General features: G+C 54.2%; 10 protein-coding genes, 1 tRNA gene and 3 pseudogenes. 3 read left to right on the top strand and 11 right to left on the bottom strand.

Annotated elements, in window-relative coordinates; all coding sequences use genetic code 11:
- Positions 1 to 11: 11 nt before the first annotated feature.
- Positions 12 to 542 (top strand): inorganic diphosphatase, encoded by a 531-nt coding sequence (gene ppa, locus SYMBAF_RS00605; protein WP_006708724.1) that lies wholly within the window; start codon positions 12 to 14, stop codon positions 540 to 542.
- A gap of 61 nt (positions 543 to 603) precedes the next feature.
- Here the strand turns inward: ppa and SYMBAF_RS00600 are convergent.
- From SYMBAF_RS00600 to SYMBAF_RS00585, 4 genes and pseudogenes are all read right to left on the bottom strand, one after another.
- Positions 604 to 783: pseudogene (locus SYMBAF_RS00600) on the bottom strand (IS3 family transposase); the annotation flags it as partial.
- A gap of 8 nt (positions 784 to 791) precedes the next feature.
- Positions 792 to 1,960 (bottom strand): IS3 family transposase gene (locus SYMBAF_RS00595; RefSeq protein ID WP_152609001.1). Its coding sequence is split into 2 segments (ribosomal slippage): positions 792 to 1,711 and positions 1,711 to 1,960, totalling 1,170 coding nucleotides; the frame shifts between segments, so codons are not numbered across the junction.
- Positions 1,961 to 2,032: 72 nt separating this feature from the next.
- Positions 2,033 to 2,539 (bottom strand): annotated as a pseudogene (locus SYMBAF_RS00590) (tyrosine-type recombinase/integrase); the annotation flags it as partial.
- 242 nt (positions 2,540 to 2,781) lie between these two features.
- Positions 2,782 to 2,876 (bottom strand) — tRNA-Sec (locus SYMBAF_RS00585).
- Positions 2,877 to 3,169: 293 nt separating this feature from the next.
- Here SYMBAF_RS00585 and SYMBAF_RS00580 point away from each other — a divergent pair.
- Positions 3,170 to 4,378, top strand: coding sequence for an MFS transporter (locus SYMBAF_RS00580; RefSeq protein WP_040264526.1), 1,209 nt, complete (start codon positions 3,170 to 3,172; stop codon positions 4,376 to 4,378).
- Positions 4,379 to 4,422: 44 nt separating this feature from the next.
- Here SYMBAF_RS00580 and selB read toward each other — a convergent pair whose 3' ends face one another.
- From selB to fdnG, 6 genes and pseudogenes are all read right to left on the bottom strand, one after another.
- On the bottom strand, positions 4,423 to 6,264 hold the full coding sequence (gene selB / locus SYMBAF_RS00575; protein WP_040264527.1) for a selenocysteine-specific translation elongation factor: 1,842 nt from the start codon (positions 6,262 to 6,264) through the stop codon (positions 4,423 to 4,425).
- Positions 6,261 to 7,652, bottom strand: a complete 1,392-nt coding sequence (gene selA, locus SYMBAF_RS00570) for an L-seryl-tRNA(Sec) selenium transferase (protein ID WP_040264528.1) — start codon at positions 7,650 to 7,652, stop codon at positions 6,261 to 6,263. Before selA ends, selB begins: the two co-directional genes overlap by 4 nt.
- 214 nt (positions 7,653 to 7,866) lie before the next feature.
- On the bottom strand, positions 7,867 to 8,796 hold the full coding sequence (gene fdhE, locus SYMBAF_RS00565) for a formate dehydrogenase accessory protein FdhE (protein WP_040264529.1): 930 nt from the start codon (positions 8,794 to 8,796) through the stop codon (positions 7,867 to 7,869).
- A complete protein-coding gene (gene fdoI, locus SYMBAF_RS00560; RefSeq protein ID WP_040264530.1) occupies positions 8,796 to 9,431 on the bottom strand; it encodes a formate dehydrogenase cytochrome b556 subunit in 636 nt (211 codons plus the stop codon). Before fdoI ends, fdhE begins: the two co-directional genes overlap by 1 nt.
- Complete coding sequence (fdxH, locus tag SYMBAF_RS00555; protein ID WP_040264531.1) at positions 9,431 to 10,327, bottom strand: formate dehydrogenase subunit beta; 897 nt, start codon at positions 10,325 to 10,327, stop codon at positions 9,431 to 9,433. The genes fdoI and fdxH overlap by 1 nt, the downstream gene beginning before the upstream one ends.
- Positions 10,328 to 10,339: 12 nt before the next feature.
- Positions 10,340 to 13,395, bottom strand: a pseudogene (fdnG, locus tag SYMBAF_RS00550) (formate dehydrogenase-N subunit alpha).
- Between the two features lie 398 nt (positions 13,396 to 13,793).
- Between fdnG and sodA the strand changes: the two are divergent.
- Positions 13,794 to 14,414 (top strand): superoxide dismutase [Mn], encoded by a 621-nt coding sequence (gene sodA, locus SYMBAF_RS00545; RefSeq protein ID WP_040264533.1) that lies wholly within the window; start codon positions 13,794 to 13,796, stop codon positions 14,412 to 14,414.
- Between the two features lie 404 nt (positions 14,415 to 14,818).
- Here sodA and cysE read toward each other — a convergent pair whose 3' ends face one another.
- Positions 14,819 to 15,640 carry a serine O-acetyltransferase gene (cysE, locus tag SYMBAF_RS00540; RefSeq protein ID WP_040264534.1) on the bottom strand — a complete coding sequence of 274 codons (822 nt, stop codon included), beginning with the start codon at positions 15,638 to 15,640 and terminating at the stop codon, positions 14,819 to 14,821.
- Positions 15,641 to 15,710: the final 70 nt, after the last annotated feature.

Raw genomic sequence — 15,710 nt, 5'->3', positions numbered from 1 at the left:
AGGAAACCGACATGAGCTTGAATTTGGTTCCAGCTGGCAAAGACCTGCCGGAAGACATCTACGTTATTATCGAAATCCCGGCCAACGCTGATCCGATCAAATATGAAATCGACAAGGACACCGGTGCGCTGTTCGTTGACCGTTTCATGTCCACGGCGATGTTCTACCCATGCAACTACGGTTATATCAATCACACCCTGTCTTTGGATGGTGATCCAGTTGATGTGCTGGTGCCGACCCCATATCCGCTGCAACCGGGTTCAGTGATCCGCTGCCGTCCAGTTGGCGTATTGAAGATGACCGATGAAGCCGGTGAAGATGCAAAACTGGTTGCCGTTCCGCACAACAAGCTGACCAAAGAGTATGATCACATCAAAGATGTGAACGACCTGCCGGAGCTGTTGCGCGCCCAAATCGCTCACTTCTTTGAGCACTACAAGGATTTAGAAACAGGCAAATGGGTGAAAGTGGAAGGTTGGGCGGACGCGGCGGCAGCTAAAGCTGAAATCGTTGCCTCTTTCGAACGTGCCGCCAAGAAGTAATACCTACTAAAAAACACCACTCAGTGTGGAGTGCCCCCGTTCCGGTAGACATTTTCTGTCCTCACGGTGAGGCCTTTTCGAAGGCCTCAGGGCTGACGCCACCAAGATGACTGTGGCGCCGGGTTCGGTTGTAGAACACTTCAATGTAATCGAAGATATCCGCCCGGGCCATGTCCCGGGTTTTATATATTCGCTTTCTGACACGTTCTTTTTTTAGCGAACTGAAGAACGATTCTGCCACTGTAGTGGTCAACTAAAACTGGCCACCGCGTTAGAGTTTTTCCAGTATCGGTTTTCCGATTCGTTTGGTGGTAACCCACCGTTATATTCATGCGGCCTGAGCGCGCTGTAATACCCAACGATATAGTCCGTTATTGCGTGGGCTGCATCGCTGAAGTTTATGTAACCCGTCACCGGTACCCATTCGTTCTTCAGACTCCTGAAGAAGCGCTCCATTGGGCTATTATCCCAGCAGTTTCCACGCCGACTCATACTCTGTCTGATCCGATACCTCCACAGTGACTGCCGGAACTGTCTGCTTGTGTAATGGCTGCCCTGATCGCTGTGGAACATCACTCCGGCTGGTTTTCCCCGGGCCTCCCACGCCATCTCCAGCGCTTTGATGGTCAGCCTGCTGTCCGGTGAGAACGACATTGCCCAGCCCACCGGTTTTCTCGCGAACAGGTCGAGAACAACGGCGAGGTAGGCCCAGCGCCTGCCTGTCCAGATATAGGTCACATCGCCACACCACACCTGATTAGGCTCTGTCACTGCGAACTGCCGCTCAAGGTGATTCGGGATAGCGATGTGTTCAAGGCCACCGCATTTATACCGATGAGTGGGCTGTTGACAACTGACCAGCCCCAGCTCTTTCATGAGCCTGCCGGCGAGCCATCGTCCCATCCTGAAGCCCTTCATGGTTGCCATAGTTGCGATACTCCTTGCGCCAGCAGAGCCATGGCTGACGCTATGCAGTTCCAGTACCTGGCTGCGTAATACAGCTCGTCTGCCATCTGGTTTTTCAGGACGGTTTTTCCAGTATTTGTAGCTGCTGCGATGAACCCCGAACACGTGGCAGAGTGTGACCACCGGATAATGCGCTCTGAGTTTCCCGATTATCGAGAACTGTTCAGGGAGTCTGACATCAAGAGCGCGGTAGCCTTTTTTAATATTTCGTTTTCCATTTCAATACGTTGTATTTTTTTCCTCAGCTCACGTATTTCAATTTGTTCAGGAGTAATGGGAGAGGCTTTAGGTATTTTTCCCTGCCGCTCATCACGCAACTGCTTCACCCATCGCGTCATTGTGGAAAGGCCGACATCCATAGCACTGGCTGCATCTGCCACGGTGTAGTTCTGGTCAACGACCAGTTGAGCGGATTCGCGTTTGAACTCTGCACTGAAATTTCTTTTTTTCATTGAAGCACCTGTAATGTCCTGAGGTGAGCATATCACCTCTGTTCAGGTGGCCAAATTCAGTGTGCCACTACAAAATACCTCACCACAACGCTGGCGTACTTTACGCATCTTCTCCAAGCGCCGGAGCGTTTCGAGCAGCTCCATTGGCTTAATCTCAGCAATCGGGCGTCGACCAAGATAAGGGAATATATCCTTCTCGAAGGTATCAATGATTTCATCACGATAGCGTAACGACCAACGATCGGCCTTTTGCTTGTGCCATTCGCGAGCAATTGCCTCAAACGTATTTTCAGTAGAGAGCTTTTGCGCCAGCTTATCCGCCTTCTTCACCTCACCAGGATCGCCCCCGGCGGCCAAGACTTTACGCGCCTCGTCTCTCTTTTAGCGTGCATCGGCTAAAGAGACATCCGGATAAACGCCGATCGACAGCATCTTTTCCTTGCCGACAAAACGGTACTTCAGTCGCCAATACTTCGAACCATTCGGTTTGACCAGCAGATACATGCCGCCACCATCAGTTAGCTTGTAAGCCTTATCCATCGGCTTGGCCGTTTTCACCTTGATATCCGTTAGTGGCATAACATCTCCATTGAAAATATAAGCAGCGGCGTATGTGTGGCACAGCCAAGCTAGAGGAATAAGGGGTTACCGCATAGTCTGGGGGTGCCAAAAAACAGCATACAATTTTGCACCCCCTAAAGCACCCCCAATATTGTATTGATGTGGGTAGAACACCGTTGAGTTACAGAGACAATATAAAGCGTTAAATCCAGTAATAACGGAGTTTTTGTTGAGTTAAGGAGAGTAAGAGAGACATTGATTGGCGGAAGATCACAGGAGTCGAACCTGCCTAGGGCCGCTGGCGGCCCCAACCGGATTTGAAGTCCGGCCGTCCCACCGGGGACGAGGATCTTCCTTTGGAAGCAAAAACAAGAGGCTGATTATAGCGCAGCCTATCTTTAGCGCTATGAGGAAAAATGGCGGCAGCCCGTCTACCATAATCATAATGGCGCGATACAAATTTGGCGCTGATAAGCGTCAACAACAGCTAAATGACGCCACAAAACGAGATAAGTAGACGGCGCCAAATGCCCACCTTGCCATTGCCAAGGTGGGCATTTGGCGGCAAAATAGCCGCCATAACTCGCTCAGTTTGCGCTTCCTGCCCTGGCAGCTCCTTTTTTATTCTTTACTATCAGTACAATAAATATGAAAACGACATCACCACCTACGGCACGTTTGGGCCGGCAGGTGCTTTTATTCCCACTTTGTCTGGTGCTGTTTGAATTCGCCGCCTATATAGGCAACGATATGATCCAGCCAGGTATGCTGGCAGTGATAGCGAATTTCAACGCCGGCGAAGAATGGGTGCCGACATCAATGACCGCCTATCTAGCCGGTGGTATCTTTTTGCAGTGGCTACTCGGCCCGCTGTCAGATCGCCGTGGCCGCCGCCCGGTGATGCTGGCCGGAGTGGCGTTCTTTATTGTTTCTTGCCTGGCCATCCTGTTAGTGACTAACATTGAGCAGTTTATCTTTATGCGCTTCCTACAGGGCATTGGTCTGTGCTTTATCGGCGCGGTTGGCTACGCCACCATTCAGGAATCCTTCGAAGAAGCAGTGTGCATCAAAATCACTGCGCTGATGGCCAATGTGGCGCTGATCGCCCCATTGCTTGGGCCATTGGCTGGGGCGGCACTGCTCCATGTCGCCCCGTGGCAAAGTATGTTCGTGCTGTTTGCGGCGCTGGCGGCCATCGCCTTCTATGGCCTGTGGAAAGCGATGCCGGAAACCGCCACGTTGCAGGGCGAGAAGTTCTCCGCCGCTAACCTGTGGTGTGACTACCGCCAAGTGTTGAGCAACCGCAGGTTTGTCTACGGTGCATTGGCGGTAGGTTTCGCCAGCTTGCCGCTACTGGCCTGGATCGCCCAATCGCCGGTGATCCTGATCAGCGGTGAATCGCTGTCAACGCTGGATTACGGCCTGCTGCAAATTCCGGTGTTCGGTGCGCTGATCCTCGGTAATCTGACGTTGGCATACAGGACGGGCAAAAACAACGTGGAGTGTCTGATCAAGCGGGGGGCAGGCCCAATGATATTGGGGTTATTGATCGCCGCGCTGGCGACCCTGTTTTCCAGCCACGCCTACCTGTGGATGACCGTCGGGCTAAGCCTGTACGCCTTTGGCATCGGGCTGGCTAATGCCGGTCTGTATCGCCTGACGTTGTTCGCCAGCAACGTTAGCAAGGGCACTGTATCCGCCACGATGGGTATTCTGAGCATGCTGGTGTTTACCATCGGCATCGAACTGGCCAAGGTCGCCTACGTGTGGGGCGGCAGCGGGTTGTTTAATCTGTTCAATCTTATCAGCGGTCTATGTTGGCTGGCATTGGTGGCATTGTTCCTTAGCAAGCGCTGATGGCACTGGCATAGGGTTAAATGCACTTCTTGCCCAATAGGCACTCACTCACTAAACAGCCCGTGGTCGCGCAGCAGATGCTGGTTACCCTTGCGGCGGGTAAAACCGCTGCGGTCAAAGAATTCCAGCACCTGAATCGCTAACTTGCGTCCAATGCCGAGTCGATCGCGGAAGTCAACGGCATTGACGCTGCCCTGTGTCATGTTAAGTTCGCGGATCAACGCAGCGAACTGTTCGATGCAGCTGCTGAGGTAGTAACGATCCACCACTACTGCCGTGACGTGACCCAGTAGGGCTGCCTTGCGCAACAGTGTCCGCACACGCACTTCATCTTCGCCCAGCTCAGCGGCCAGATCGCGCACCCACCAAGCTTCGCCGCCAAACAGCGGTACGATGCGCTCCCAGAAGGCCATCTCTTCGGTGCTGAACGTCAGTGCGTGCTCCGGCAAATGCAGCCAGCCACGCGTATGGCTGATTGCCCCAATATGCAGCAAGTTATCGATCATCTTAAATACCAGCGCTTCATCCAGTGCTGGCAGTGCCATACGCCGTAGGCGGGCGCGCCCCAGACCAAGCTGATCGGCATGCTGCTGATGGAAATCTGCCAATATCTGTAATAGGCGGCTTTCGGCCTGCTGCACTTTGTCGATCGCCAGTGCGCTGCCACCAGCGATCAGCAGTTGATGTTGCGCCAGCAGGTTTGCCAACCCGCTATCGGTCAGTTGGCGCGCCCAAGAGAACGCCGCTATCTGCAATGCCCCCTGGGGCAGTAACAGTGCCAGTGCCTGCCGATCCTCACTGGCCTGCGCTTGCGCCGCCAGCCGAACCAGAAAGCCCGGTGAGCGTTTGCCGCGTTTTGGTACGCTCAAGCTCAGTACCTGGGCTGCGCCTAAGGTTTGTCGTGCGCCTATATCACGCAACACCAGCCGGTCATTTTCCACCAGCCACAGCGGCCGATCGAGGATCAGTTCAGCCAGGTTGTCGTTCAATAGCGAAATCCGCCCGGTGATATGGCTGGCTGCATGGTGTAAATGTAGCGGTTGCTTATGGCGGATCGGTAGATCAGCATCCAGTGCCACCAGGATGCGTTCTGCGGCCGCTAATGGCCGATGTGACAACAGCCAGTCACCACGGGCAATCTGTTCTTTACTGACATCACCACTGATGTTCAGTGCTATGCGTTGCCCAGCTTGCGCCTGTTTAACGGGCTGGTTTTGGGCATGCAGGCCCCGCACCCGCACCGGGGTGTCCGCACCGGTTAGCCACAATGTTTCTCCCACCGTCACTCGGCCACCAAGCGCGGTGCCAGTCACCACCAGACCTGCTCCCTTGATGCTGAAGGCGCGATCCACGGCCAGACGGAACCGACGTGTCAACCCATGATCGCCAGGCAAAAGCGTTTGCAGATGCTCGCACAGCGCCTTAATTCCCGTTCCTTGTACAGCAGCGGTAACAAACAGCGGCGCAAGGTGCCACCCCTGTCGGGCTAGTTCTTCTTGCACCTGTTGGCACACTACGTCAATTCGCGCGCCATCCACTCGGTCAGCTTTGGTCAACGCCACCGTCAGTGCAAGCCGTCCACTCAGCCGCAAGATCGCCAAATGTTCGCGGGTTTGCGCCATCACGCCATCATCACAGGCCACCACCAGCAACGCATGGTCGATACCGCCAACACCGGCCAGCATGTTGGCGAGAAACTTTTCGTGGCCTGGTACGTCAATAAACCCCAGCACTCGGCCATCAGGTTGTGGCCAGTAGGCATAACCGAGATCAATGGTCATGCCGCGCCGTTTTTCTTCCGGCAGGCGATCCGCGTTGATCCCGGAGATCGCCTGCAACAAGGTGGTCTTGCCATGATCGACATGGCCGGCGGTGGCGATGATCATGCGCTCAGCGCCTTAATCAGCGCGCTTTCTTGTTCCAGGCAGCGTAGATCCAGCCACAGTCTCCCGCCGCTGATACGGCCAATCACCGGCTGTGGCAGGCCGCGCCAGCGTTCTGCTAACGCTTCCAGCGCCGCCCCGCGCCCGTCGATCGGTGTAAAAGTCAGCGCGTAGCTGGGCAGACGATCGATCGGCAGCGACCCACTGCCAATTTGTGACCAGCAGGGTTCGGCACGCAACTGAAAATCTTCACTAAACTGTGGTGCCAGCGCCGGTAGCAGGCGCTCGGCCGCTTGCTGTATCGCCCATTGCGGACGAGTCAGCAAGCGCAACGTCGGTAGCTGTTCCGCCAACAATTCAGGCTGCTGATAAAGCCGTAGCGTGGCTTCCAGTGCCGCCAGAGTTATCTTGCCAACGCGCAATGCACGCTTGAGCGGATGCTGCTGCAAGTGGCCGATCAGCGCCTTTTTACCGACGATGATGCCAGCCTGCGGGCCTCCCAGTAGCTTGTCGCCGGAAAAAGTCACCAGATCGACCCCAGCGGCCAGTAGCCGCTGCGGCATCGGCTCAGCCGGTAGGCCGTATTGTGCCATGTCGATTAACGATCCACTGCCCAGATCAGTGGCCGTCGGGATGCCCCGTTCAGCCCCAAGCAGCGCCAGTTCCGCCTCATTGACCGCCGCAGTAAAACCCTGAATGCTGTAATTGCTGGTATGCACCTTCATCAGCAACGCGGTCTGCTCACCAATGGCGTTGCGATAGTCTTTCAGGTGGGTGCGATTGGTCGTGCCGACCTCTACCAGTTGGCAGCCCGCCTGACGCATTACGTCGGGAATGCGGAACGCGCCGCCAATCTCCACCAATTCGCCACGCGACACCACGACCTGTTTGCCGGGCGCTATCGCCGCCAGCATCAGCAGTACCGCCGCCGCATTGTTATTGACGATGCAGGCGTCTTCGGCTCCAGTCAGTTGACAGAGCAAGTCCGCTATCGCCTGATCGCGGTGGCCACGCTCGGCACCGTCCAAGTCGTACTCCAGCGTCACCGCAGTGCCCATGGCACTCGTCGCTGCCACCATCGCCGGTTGCGCCAGCAAGGCGCGGCCAAGGTTGGTGTGCAGCACAGTGCCGCTAAGGTTGAATACCGGTTGCAACGCCGAACGCTGCTGCCTGGCCAGTAAGTTTTTCAAGGCTTGAGGCCAGTCGCCGCACCATTCTGGCAACCGTTGGTACCGTTTAATCGCCTCACGCGCCTGCACCTGTAACTGGCGCAGCAGTTTGCCAACCAATGTCTGCCCGTATTGTACCACCAGCGATTCAATGGCGGGCTCACGCAGCAGACGATCAATAGCGGGTAACTGGCTGTAAAGCAGGTGGGGTTCAATGCTCATGGTCGCTCGGTTTTCAGTTTAGGGGGATCGGCGTAACATTGCCTCCACCGTAGCGGAGAAGCAGGAAACAAGCTCGGCATTGCCGTTATTACCATAAGCCAGTACGGCATTTGCCCATTTCCTTATGCTAAGCGCATCATGGCGTAAACGTAGCAACTCGTCCGGGTGAATACCAGTAGCCCAATCTGCAATGGATCACCCTCAGAACCCACCATTATTCCGCTGGGAACAGGAATGGATTGATGCTGCTGCGGCTAAAGCCTTCTTCTTCCATTCTGGCGTCCAGTACCAGCGAGGCCAGATCGTCGGCCACAGCTTCCACCTGAGGATCTTTTTCCTGATACAAAATTTTCAGGTAGGTGCCGCAGTCGCCGCAACTTTCCGCTTTCACCGCCGCCTGCTCGCTGTCCAGCGACCAGTAGTTAAGATCGCGGGTCTGCTCGCAGTTGCTGCACTTCACTCGCACTAGGTGCCACTCGCTCTCACACAGGTTGCAATGCAGGTAACGTAGGCCATTGATGGTGCCGATATGCACCATACTGGCGACCGGAATGCTGCCGCATACCGGGCAGAACTGACGGTTTTCGCCATATTCAGCACGCGCCTTGCCGGGGAGCAGGCTGGCCATCTGCGTCCAGTAGAGCGATAGCGCAGCCCAGATGAACGGGGCTTTCTCACTGCCAACTCGGCTGAACTCGCCGTTGAGCAAGGTATCAGCCATCAGATCCCACTCATGAACCGAGGCCTTTTCCAGGTTATCCAGCACTGCCAGAATATGCTCTGGCACCTGCGAGCGCAGTTCGGCGATTAATGAGGTGAGCAGTAGGTGCCAATGTTCGCTGCGCGGATAAACGCTCACATCGAGCGGCGGTTTGCCGCTGGTGGCTCCCTGTTCTAGCACTTCACTCAGATCCAGCGTCAAAGGGTAGTCGTGCAGCGCGTGATGCTGCGCTTCGGCCAGTTGGGCGGCAAAGTTCAGGTAGTCGCCCAGGGGGTTGTTGAGCGCCAGTTGGCGCAGGCGTTCGGCGCGACGACGGTAAAGGCTTTTCAGATTAGCGAAGAGTAACGGTGGGATGCTCTCCAGCGTTGTGGGTTTCTCGCGCTTTGCCTCTAACAGCTCTTTGGGAAAGATACGAATGCTCATCAGGGCTTGTTTTCCTGTTGTTTCTCGCGAACCTCACGATACCAACGTGGATGGTGTAGTTTGGCCCAGGCCGCTGGCACCCAGCCTTCGACCATCGCGGTAATGGTGCCTTTTATCCACAGTGCCGCGTAAATGTGCACCATAATCACGATGATCAACCCCACCGCTGCCAGCGAATGCACCAGCAGTGCAATACGGATCAGCGGTATCGGGAAGACGGGCGCAAAATAGGGTCGCCAAATCACTACACCACTGACCAGTAGCAGCAGCAGACTGATGATCGCCGCCCAGAATACGCATTTCTGACCGAGATTATAGCGCCCGGTATCCCCGACTTCATGATTGGTGATGATCTTGAGGATGTTCTTCGCCCATACCCAATCCTCGCGGTTAAATAGGTTCTCCTTCCAGTAACGCAGAAACATCAGCATGAAGGCGGCGAACATCAGCACCCCAACAAAGGGGTGTAGAATGCGCGCCAACTGCGGGGTACCGAAGATATTCATCAGCCAGTTAAAGGACGGGAAGAAGAACCCAAGTCCGCTGATGGCGGCAAAAACAAAGCAGAATGCCACAATCCAGTGGTTAATCCGCTCCGGCGCAGTATAACGTTGAATTCGTTGTTCCTTGCTCATTAGTGTGTTTCCTCATCCTGTGGTGGGTGGTTATCCTCATCGTCAACGCGGTTTGGCCCCACCCCGATATAGTGGAAGACACTGGCTGCGAAAGTGGCAGCAAAGCCGATGGCCGCCAGCGGTTTCCACACGCCTTTCCAGAAGGTCACCGCCCGGCTGATCGATGGGTTATCCGGCAAACCATGGTACAACTGTGGTTTATCGGCATGGTGCAACACGTACATCACATGCGTGCCACCCACGCCGGCCGGGTCGTACAAGCCGGCGTTCTGGTAGCCTCGGGTGTTCAGTTCATCCACACGTTCCGCCGCGATGCTTTTCATCGCCTCTTTGGTTCCAAAGTGAATTGCACCGGTGGGGCAGGTCTTCACGCAGGCAGGTTCCTGGCCGACGTCAACGCGGTCAACGCACAGGGTACATTTGTATACCCGGTTGTCTTCCTTGTTCATGCGTGGCACGTCAAATGGACAACCCGCAATACAGTAACCACAGCCGATACAGTGCTCGGACTGGAAATCGACAATGCCGTTAACGTACTGGATAATCGCGCCTTCCGATGGGCAAGCTTTCAGGCAGCCCGGATCGGCACAGTGCATACACCCATCCTTGCGGATCAGCCACTCTAGCTTGCCATTTTCTTCCACTTCAGAAAAACGCATCACCGTCCAAGATTTTGCGCTCAGATCCATCGGGTTGTCATACACCCCATGGTTGATCCCCACGTCATCACGGATGTCATTCCATTCGGAACAGGCCACCTGACAGGCTTTGCAACCGATACAGGTAGTAACATCGATCAGCTTCGCTACTTCTTCCTGGTGGTCACGTGCACGCGGTGCTGGTGTCAGGCTGTTGGTCGCGGAACGACGAATGATATCTTGAGATTGCATGGACATGATTCGTCTCCGTTATACCTTTTCCACATTGACCAGGAACGCCTTATATTCCGGCGTTTGTGAGTTGGCATCACCGACTGATGGCGTCAGGTTATTGGCGGTATAGCCTTTCTTCGCTATCCCGGTAAAACCCCAATGGATTGGGATACCGATAGTGTCAACATCCTGACCATTCACCTTCAGCGTGCGGATACGTTTAGTTACCACCGCTTTGGCCTTGATATAGCCACGGTTGGAGCTGACTTTTACCCAATCCCCTTGTTTGATACCTTTTTGCGCGGCCAACCTTTCCCCTATTTCCACAAACTGCTGCGGCTGTGCAATAGCGTTAAGCCGGGCATGCTTAGTCCAGCCGTGGAAATGTTCGGTCAGACGATAGGTGGTGCCGACATAGGGGAATTTTTCCGCCGATCCCAACGCCGCCAAATCATCTTTGAAGATACGTGCCGCAGGGTTGGAGACCACGTTCGGGTGCAACGGGTTGGTGCCAATCGGCGTTTCAAACGGTTCGTAGTGTTCCGGGAACGGCCCTTCCGCCATTTTATCGGTGGCAAACAGGCACCCCATCCCTTCCGGCTGCATGATAAACGGCCCAACACCGCTGCCCGGTGCGGCGGCGCTGTAATCTGGAATATCGGCACCACTCCACTTGCCCCCATCCCAATCTAACAGTTGGCGTTTTTCATCCCACGGTTTACCCGCCGGATCGGCTGAAGCACGGTTATAGAGAATGCGCCGGTTCAGCGGCCAGGCCCAGGCCCACCCCAGCGTATTGCCCAAACCAGAAGGATCGGCGTTATCGCGGCGTGCCATCTGGTTACCGGCCGCAGTCCAGCTACCTGCGAAGACCCAGCAACCACTTGCCGTGGTACCATCGTCACGCAGTTGTGCAAACGAACTGATCTGCTCGCCCTTTTTGACCACCACGTTACCCTCGGCATCCCGCAGCTCCGCCAACGCCTTGCCGTTGTTTTCCATAGCCACTTCTTCCGGGGCCGGGTTATCTGGCGTCTGGTAGTCCCAGCTCATGTTCAGTACCGGCTCTGGCACCGCGCCGCCCTCGTGTACATACATGCTACGTATGCGGGTGAAAATACCTGCCAGGATCTCCCCATCAGCCAACGCTTCGCCAGGGGCATCCGCACCTTTCCAATGCCATTGCAACCAGCGACTGGAGTTGACTATCGATCCGTTTTCTTCTGCAAAGCAGGACGATGGCAGACGGAACACCTCTGTCTGAATTTTTGAGGCATCGACATCGTTGTATTCACCGTGGTTCTGCCAGAAACTGGAGGTTTCAGTGTTCAACGGATCAATAATGACCAGGAATTTTAGTTTGGACAGTGAATCACGTATTTTATTTTTATCCGGGAACGACGTCAGCGGGTTAAAGCCCTGGCAGATATAGCCGTTGACCTTGCCCTGACTCATCATGTCGAAGTACTGCAACACGTCGTAGCTTTTATCCCATTTCGGTAGCCAGTCAAAGCCCCAGCCGTTCTCTTTCTGCGCCTTGTCGCCGTAGAAGCTCTTCATCATGCTGACAAAGAATTTTGGGTAGTTGCTCCAGTAGTTAACCTGCCCAGGCAACAGAGCCTGTGGCGTATTGGCAGCAAGGTAGCTTTCCAGATCGGTTTGCTGCTCGGAAGGCAAGGTCATGTAGCCCGGCAGATTTTGCGACAGCAGGCCGAGATCCGTCAGCCCCTGAATATTGGAGTGACCACGCAGAGCATTAATACCGCCCCCTGCCATGCCTATATTGCCGAGCAGCAATTGGATCATCGCCATGGTGCGGATGTTCTGCGCCCCCACCGAGTGGTGAGTCCAGCCCAACGCATACAGGAACGAGGCCGTCTTATCATGCGCACTGGTTTCAGCGATAAATTCACATACCTGCAAGAAATCAGCCTGTGGTGTACCGCAGATGTTTTCTACTACATCCGGCGTATAGCGGCTGACATGCGCTTTCAGAAGGTTCCATACGCAGCGCGCATCCTGCAAGGTGACATCGCGTTTGGCATAGCCATTTTGGCCAAACTGGTAATTCCAGGTGGTTTTATGGTACATGCGGTTTTCTGCATCGTAGCCGCTAAACAACCCATCTTCAAAGGTGAAGTCTTCCCGTACCAGCAGGCTGGCATTGGTGTAAGCCTCAACGTATTCACGGTTAATCTTGTTGTTTTGTTGTTGGTCATCAGGTACAGCAATACGCCCGACAGGAAAACGATATCGGTGCCGGAACGGATCGGTGTGTAGAAATCAGCCACTGATGCCGTACGGGTAAAGCGCGGGTCAATAACAATCAGTTTCGCGTTATTGTGAATTTTGGCTTCCATCGCCCAGCGGAAACCCACCGGATGCGCTTCTGCAGCATTACCGCCCATGACGATAATCAAATTCGCGTTCTTCATGTCAACCCAGTGGTTGGTCATCGCACCGCGACCAAATGTTGGAGCAAGACTTGCTACCGTTGGTCCGTGTCAGACGCGCGCCTGGTTATCTATGGCCAGCATGCCGAGAGCGCGAATAAATTTTTGCGTTAAAAAACCGGTTTCGTTGCTGGCACCAGAGGCACATAGCATCCCGGTGGACAACCAGCGATTGACAGTAACACCCTGTTCGTTAGCTGCAACAAAGTTAGCGTCACGGTCTTCCTTCATCAGCTTGGCGATGTGGGTAAAGGCGTCGTCCCAACTGATACGCTGCCATTTATCCGAGCCAGCCGCACGGTATTCCGGGTACTGGAGGCGGCTTTCACTGTGGATGAAGTCAACCAGGCCAGCACCTTTCGGGCAGAGCGCACCACGGTTGACTGGGTGATCTGGGTCCCCTTCGATATGGAAAATACTTTCTTTTACATTCTTGGCACCATCACCGAGGCTGTACATTAATAGCCCACAGCCGACGGAGCAGTACGTACAGTTATTACGGGTTTCACGGGCGCGCAGCAGTTTATACTGCCGGGTTTCCGCTAACGCCAATTCTGGGGCAAAGCCCAGCGCGGCCACCGTCGTTCCTGCCATACCGCCCGCGCAGATCTTAAAGAAATGCCTTCTGCTGACTTGCATGGGGATCTCCTTAACTTTCATTGTCACATTGTTTCATCTGACATTATCCCCCGATAAAGCGGGAAGCGTTAATGCCATTGTTATTAGGGGTGTTACAAACTGGTTATACTAAAGTGAACACATACCCGTGAAGTCAACGATAAAGTGACCAGCCTCATAACAGGGTTCTGCTATTCACCAGTACAGTATAGATATTAACCAAGAACTTGATACTCCAGCAATGTAAATGGTGCTTTACCGCTTTATATCAGGCAATGACCCTTGCCATCTTGGTCATTAATCATAATCTTTATATGGGATTAATCATCATTTTAAATATCATTTAATTAACTATAATAGTCCGACTTGATGCGGTGCTTGCCCTTCGCGCCGCCTATACACCACTGGAGATGATGATTATGAGTTATTCACTGCCATCCCTGCCGTACGCCTACGACGCACTGGAACCACATTTTGACAAGCAAACGATGGAAATCCATCACAGCAAACACCATCAGGCCTACGTCAACAACGCCAACACTGTGCTAGAAGCCTACCCAGAACTGGCCAAATACAGCGTTGAAGAATTGATCGAGCATCTGGATAAAGTGCCAACCGATAAGCGTACCTTCATGCGCAACAATGCCGGAGGCCATGCTAACCACAGCTTTTTCTGGAAAAATCTCAAAACTGGCACTACCTTGTCCGGCGATCTGAAAGCCGCCATCGAGCGCGATTTTGGCAGCGTTGAGCAATTCAAAGAAGAGTTCGAGAAAACGGCAGCCACCCGTTTCGGTTCAGGCTGGGCTTGGCTGGTACTGCAAGGCGACAAACTGGTCGTTGTATCTACCGCCAACCAGGACAGCCCGCTGATGGGCGAAGCCGCAACGGGCACTTCAGGCTTTCCAATCATTGTCCTGGACGTGTGGGAACACGCTTACTACCTGAAATATCAAAACAAACGGCCTGACTACATCAAAGCCTTCTGGAACGTGGTTAATTGGGACGAAGCTGCTGCACGTTTCGCAGCGAAGAAGTAATTCGCGCTCTTCCTTAGAATATGCCCGCAGATGCGAGTATATTTTTGCCAAAAATCCGTTAAAGGCCATCCGGTCGGGAACCGATTTGAACAGCGCTTGCGCTGGGCCGCAGGCTGAACCTCAGGGATGAGGGGTATTAATCCCCAAGCGCTAACACCCGTCAGCGACTGGGGTGAGCGAGAAAAACTCACGCACAAGCAACTGGAAGTATCACGGGTATATAAGATAGCCGAAGATCACTACAGATAAGAACTTATCCCATTAGGCTAGATTATTTGCCATTTTGCCCCTGGGCAGGGTTCCTAATCCTCACGTACTCCATGTACGCGCCGGTTGTTGCATGCTACCCATGTGCAAACTGGCAGCAACAATGTACTACCCCTACTGCGATAGGCTTTAAGTCATTAAATGCCATCGCCGTTTTCAAAGCCGCGGCTGGCATCGTTGAAATACTGATCCATATCCATTGAAGGTATCTCGCTTTCTGGTCGGCCGACGATGCGCGCTGGCACGCCAGCGGCAGTGGTATGCGGTGGCACAGCCTGTAGCACCACAGAGCCTGCACCGATTTTTGCACCTTTACCCACTTCGATATTGCCAAGAATTTTAGCTCCAGCACCGATCATCACGCCCTCGCGGATTTTAGGGTGGCGATCGCCACTGGTTTTGCCAGTACCGCCCAAGGTTACCGACTGCAAGATGGAAACATCATTTTCCACCACTGCGGTTTCACCGATCACGATACCGGTAGCATGATCGATCATGATGCCACAACCGATGGTAGCCGCTGGATGAATATCGACGCCGAAAGCGACCGAGATCTGATTTTGCATATAGATGGCCAACGCCTGCCGGCCCTGTAACCACAGCCAATGGCCGATGCGGTATGCTTGCAGTGCATGGAAGCCTTTCAGGTACAGTAGTGGCGTAGAGCATTTATCCACTGCCGGGTCGCGTAGGCGTACAGCCAGAATATCGCGCGCCGCCGAGACGATCATCTGCTGATCGGCCAGGTAGGCGTCTTCCACCACTTCACGCACCGCGATGGCGGGCATGATCGAATTAGCCAGCTTGTTGGCAAGAATATAGCTGAGTGCATTGCCCAGGTTTTCATGTTTGAGCAATGTCGCATGGAAAAAGCTAGCCAGCATCGGTTCACAGTCAGCCAGCGCTCTCGCTTCTGATTTGATGTTATTCCAGACTTGTTCTAACTCTTCAGGCGACATCACATTCCTCTCTGCCTTACCCAACAGGCCGTCTCACCGCAAGTGCGGTCGCGGCCCCGCTCTTCATTGC

It is taken from the genome of Serratia symbiotica (assembly GCF_000821185.2).
GTDB lineage: Bacteria > Pseudomonadota > Gammaproteobacteria > Enterobacterales > Enterobacteriaceae > Serratia > Serratia symbiotica.
Note: the sequence above shows the minus strand (reverse complement) of the source record. Positions and strands in the feature narration are given on the sequence as shown.

Bases quoted from the DNA above. Each gene is read 5' to 3' on its own strand.
- ppa (WP_006708724.1), top strand. From the start codon at position 12: ATGAGCTTGAATTTGGTTCCAGCTGGCAAAGACCTGCCGGAAGACATC.
- sodA (WP_040264533.1), top strand. From the start codon at position 13,794: ATGAGTTATTCACTGCCATCCCTGCCGTACGCCTACGACGCACTGGAA.
- selA (WP_040264528.1), bottom strand. From the start codon at position 7,652: ATGAGCATTGAACCCCACCTGCTTTACAGCCAGTTACCCGCTATTGAT.
- selB (WP_040264527.1), bottom strand. From the start codon at position 6,264: ATGATCATCGCCACCGCCGGCCATGTCGATCATGGCAAGACCACCTTG.
- fdxH (WP_040264531.1), bottom strand. From the start codon at position 10,327: ATGTCCATGCAATCTCAAGATATCATTCGTCGTTCCGCGACCAACAGC.
- SYMBAF_RS00580 (WP_040264526.1), top strand. From the start codon at position 3,170: ATGAAAACGACATCACCACCTACGGCACGTTTGGGCCGGCAGGTGCTT.
- fdoI (WP_040264530.1), bottom strand. From the start codon at position 9,431: ATGAGCAAGGAACAACGAATTCAACGTTATACTGCGCCGGAGCGGATT.
- cysE (WP_040264534.1), bottom strand. From the start codon at position 15,640: ATGTCGCCTGAAGAGTTAGAACAAGTCTGGAATAACATCAAATCAGAA.
- fdhE (WP_040264529.1), bottom strand. From the start codon at position 8,796: ATGAGCATTCGTATCTTTCCCAAAGAGCTGTTAGAGGCAAAGCGCGAG.